The sequence below is a fragment of the Streptococcus sp. DD11 genome, from assembly GCF_001578865.1.
In the GTDB taxonomy this organism is placed as follows: Bacteria; Bacillota; Bacilli; order Lactobacillales; family Streptococcaceae; genus Streptococcus; species Streptococcus panodentis.
The window spans coordinates 176,670-180,419 of the sequence record NZ_KQ969395.1; the positions used below are offsets into that span (position 1 = coordinate 176,670).

Sequence of the window (3,750 nt, forward strand, 5' to 3'; positions counted from 1 at the left end):
TCACTCTTTTGTTTCTAAGCTCAGGCTGAAAAGGTTCCCCAAACCTTTTCACTCCCAGCCCGCGAGGCTCTCACAGTCCGGGTGGACTGGGAGAGGTTGGGGATGAGGAAAACAGAGTTTTCCTCAATGCAGGAGCTTTTTGGAGTCTAAAAGACGAACAGTCTTGGCACATCCTAACGGATGTTTCATCCATAACCTCAAAGCAGTGCTTTGAGCAATCAGCTACCGCGTCAAGAGTTTTTTTCCAAAACAAAGCAAGACTGAAGGACTTTTGTCTCAGCCTCCAACTCGCAGCCTATCATTTTCTTATGTCAAAATGATAGGCTGAAACTGTCCCCCGGACAGTTTCACTGCTAAAAGCAAACGAAAAGACTATAAATCAGGAGACCCTATACAGAGCCTCCTGATTTTTCTATACAAATACCCTTTGAAAGTCAATTCATTGAGTATCAAACCATTCTGGTCCGCTTCTTCTTTTCGCGGTCTCAAATTCTGGTCAGAGGGGTGGCAGTGTCGGGCGAGGTATCATAGACCTGAAAATCATGGCCGACAGCCATGTCTGCCTGAGCCAGCTGATTGACCATGGTCATGTGGGCCAGCTCCTTGATGTTATTTTCCTTGCTCAGATGCCCCAGATAGATTCGCTTGGTGCGGTTGCCCAAAGTCCGAATCATAGTTTCGGCTCCGTCCTCATTGGACAGGTGGCCCATGTCAGACAGGATGCGCTGTTTGAGACTCCAAGGATAGGCTCCGCTGCGGAGAATTTCGATGTCATGATTGCTCTCAATCAGATAGGCATCAGCATTCTCAATCACCCCTGCCATGCGGTCGCTGACATAGCCCGTATCCGTCAGCATGACAAAGCTCTTGCCATCCTTCATAAAGCGGTAAAATTGCGGGCAGACTGCATCATGACTGACCCCAAAGCTCTCAATATCCACATCGCCGAAAGTCTTGGTTTTCCCCATTTCAAAGACATGCTTCTGGCTGATATCCAGCTTGCCCAAGTCCTTCTCCATGGCCTTCCAGGTCGCTTCATTAGCATAAATATCCAGATGATACTTGCGGGCCAGCACTCCTACTCCGTGGATGTGGTCCTTATGCTCATGCGTCACCAGAATGGCGTCCAAGTCCTCCGGTTTGCGGTTAATCTCGCCCAACAGACTGCTGATTTTTTTCCCTGATAAACCGGCATCAATTAAGATTCGCTTTTGGTCTGTTTCTAAGTAAAAACAGTTGCCGCTGGAGCCTGATGCCAAAATACTGTATTGAAATCCTTTGCTCATGTTTACTTTCTAAATATCTTCATTGTCCCAATCGTCATCGCGCACGGCATCATTGTCATAAGGCAGAACGATTGTAAAAGTCGAACCCTGACCGTATTCGCTCTTGGCCCAGATAAAGCCCTGATGCTGCTTGACAATTTCTTTGGCAATCGCCAGTCCCAGACCGGTACCGCCCTGGGCCCGGCTGCGGGCCTTGTCCACCCGGTAGAAACGGTCAAAAATCTTAGGCAGATCCTGCTTAGGAATCCCCAGCCCTTCATCCGCAATGGACAGAATCAGCTGGACATCGGTCGTCTTGATAGAGACCGTAATGGTCCCGCCGTCAGGCGAATACTTAATGGCATTGTTCATAATATTGTCAATCACCTGAGTCATCTTGTCCGTATCAATCTCTACCCAAATCGGGGTTATAGGATAGTCTCGGATAATCTCGTATTTCTTGGTCTCGTCCTGACTTTTGATTTTATCAAAACGGTTGAGAATAAAAGTGATAAAAGCTGTAAAATTCGTCAGCTCTACTTCCAGATGACTGGTTTCATTATCAATGCGCGAGAGACTGAGCAGGTCTGTCACCATGCGCATCATGCGGTTGGTTTCATTGAGCGAAACCTTGACAAAATCCGGAGCTACCGGCTCTGACAGAGCCCCGTCGTCCAGAGCTTCCAAGTAGGACTTAACACTGGTCAAAGGCGTCCGCAGCTCATGGCTGACATTGGAAACAAAGAGCCGGCGTTCCCGCTCTTCCTTGTCCTGCTCGGTCGTATCATGCAAAACAGCAACCAGACCGGAAATAAAGCCCGACTCCCGTCTGACCAGAGCAAATCGCACGCGCAGGCTCAGATACTCTCCATTCTCATCCTGAGAATAAATGGTCAGCTCGGGCACTTTGGTAATCAAGTCCCGCAAATCATAGTCTTCTGAAATCGAAAGCAGATCCAAAATACTCATATTTTGGACCTCATCTCTTTTAACCCCCAGCTGCTTGGTCGCCATATCATTGATAGTGATAATCTGACCGCGGCGGTTGGTAGCCAGCACCCCGTCTGTCATATAGGACAGGATACTGGATAGGCGCTTGGTTTCCTGCTCCAGATTTTCATGCGTCAGGCGAATGACCTCTGAAAGGTCATTGATACTGTTTGTCATGTCTGTGATTTCCGGACTGCCCTGCATATCCAGCACTTCAGAGTAATCACCGGCAATCAGATCTTTAATCTTCTGATTCAGCTGCAGCAGCTTGTAGTTATCACGGCGGTTTTCCAAAAAAAGCAAAGCCACAACGATAATAAAGCCGATGATAATGAGAAAAAAGACGAAATCCGCAGAAATCACAAACTGTTTAATTGCTTCAATCATTATTTCTCATATAGTAGCCAACACCGCGGCGGGTCAGAATGTACTCAGGACGGCTGGGCGTATCTTCGATCTTTTCACGCAGGCGGCGGATGGTCACATCCACTGTACGGACATCACCGAAATAATCATAGCCCCATACAGTCTCCAGCAAGTGCTCCCGCGTCATGACCTGTCCGATATGGGTGGCCAAATGATGCAGCAGCTCAAATTCCCGGTGGGTCAGCTCCAGCTCCTTGCCGTGTTTTTTAGCCACAAAGGCATCCGGCAGAATCTGCAGCTCCCCAATCGTCAGCTCATTCGGACCGTTATCATCGCCCTGACTTTCCACAATTAAGTCTGCCCGGCGGAGAAGAGCCTTCACCCGTGCCTGCAGCTCGCGGTTGGAGAAAGGCTTGGTCACATAGTCATCCGCACCGATTTCCAGACCGATAACCTTATCAAACTCACTGTCTTTGGCAGAAAGCACGATAATCGGTACATTGCTGGTCTTGCGAATGGTACGGGCCACTTCCAGTCCGTCTACTTCCGGCAGCATCAAATCCAGAATCAAGATATCCGGCTGCTCGGCTTCAAACATCTCCAGCGCTTCCTTGCCGTCAAAGGCCGTCAGCACCTCATAGCCTTCTTTGGCCATATTAAACTTGATAATATCTGAGATTGGCTTCTCATCATCTACAACTAATATTTTCTTCATATATTCACCTTAATATCAGATTGGAAGGGGACCGTCAGGTCCTGCAGGAAAAGCTGCAGCAGTCCAATAAACAGACTCCGCCTCTGAACACACAAAAGGCCATCTAGTATTTCTGCTAGACTCCCCGTCCAACTGTAATTATTTCTATAGTCTTATTATACCAAACTTTTCTTAAAAAATACTAATTCAAGCTACCATTATTTGACAAATGTAGAAATAATTTTTATTCAATTTGACAGTTTTTTTATTCTATGGTAAAATCTATGTCATATTATCTAACACAAAGGAGAATCCTATGGCTCTAGTTGAATTTAAAAATGTCGAAAAATATTACGGAGTATTTTCACGCCCTGCGCACGATCAATCTCAGTTTACGAAAAGGACAGGTCGTTGTGCTGCTTGGGCCATCTGGTT

At 47.1% G+C, this 3,750-nt stretch carries 3 protein-coding genes and 1 pseudogene; 1 reads left to right on the forward strand and 3 read right to left on the reverse strand.

What is annotated here, in order from left to right; genetic code table 11:
- Positions 1 to 485 precede the first annotated feature (485 nt).
- The 3 genes from STRDD11_RS08605 to yycF are packed head-to-tail and all read right to left on the reverse strand — an operon-like array spanning position 486 to position 3,336.
- Positions 486 to 1,286, reverse strand: a complete 801-nt coding sequence (locus STRDD11_RS08605; protein ID WP_128836979.1) for an MBL fold metallo-hydrolase — start codon at positions 1,284 to 1,286, stop codon at positions 486 to 488.
- Positions 1,287 to 1,295: 9 nt separating this feature from the next.
- The gene (vicK, locus tag STRDD11_RS08610) at positions 1,296 to 2,642 is read right to left on the reverse strand and encodes a cell wall metabolism sensor histidine kinase VicK (RefSeq protein WP_128836980.1); all 1,347 of its coding nucleotides are present in this window, start codon (positions 2,640 to 2,642) and stop codon (positions 1,296 to 1,298) included.
- Complete coding sequence (gene yycF, locus STRDD11_RS08615; RefSeq protein WP_128836981.1) at positions 2,635 to 3,336, reverse strand: response regulator YycF; 702 nt, start codon at positions 3,334 to 3,336, stop codon at positions 2,635 to 2,637. Before yycF ends, vicK begins: the two co-directional genes overlap by 8 nt.
- Before the next feature lie 295 nt (positions 3,337 to 3,631).
- On the opposite strand from yycF, the pseudogene STRDD11_RS14455 reads away from it, so the two are divergent.
- A pseudogene (locus STRDD11_RS14455) lies at positions 3,632 to 3,750 on the forward strand (amino acid ABC transporter ATP-binding protein); the annotation flags it as partial.

Coding starts and splice junctions, on each gene's coding strand:
- yycF (WP_128836981.1), bottom strand. CDS start 3,336: ATGAAGAAAATATTAGTTGTAGATGATGAGAAGCCAATCTCAGATATT.
- vicK (WP_128836980.1), bottom strand. CDS start 2,642: ATGATTGAAGCAATTAAACAGTTTGTGATTTCTGCGGATTTCGTCTTT.
- STRDD11_RS08605 (WP_128836979.1), bottom strand. CDS start 1,286: ATGAGCAAAGGATTTCAATACAGTATTTTGGCATCAGGCTCCAGCGGC.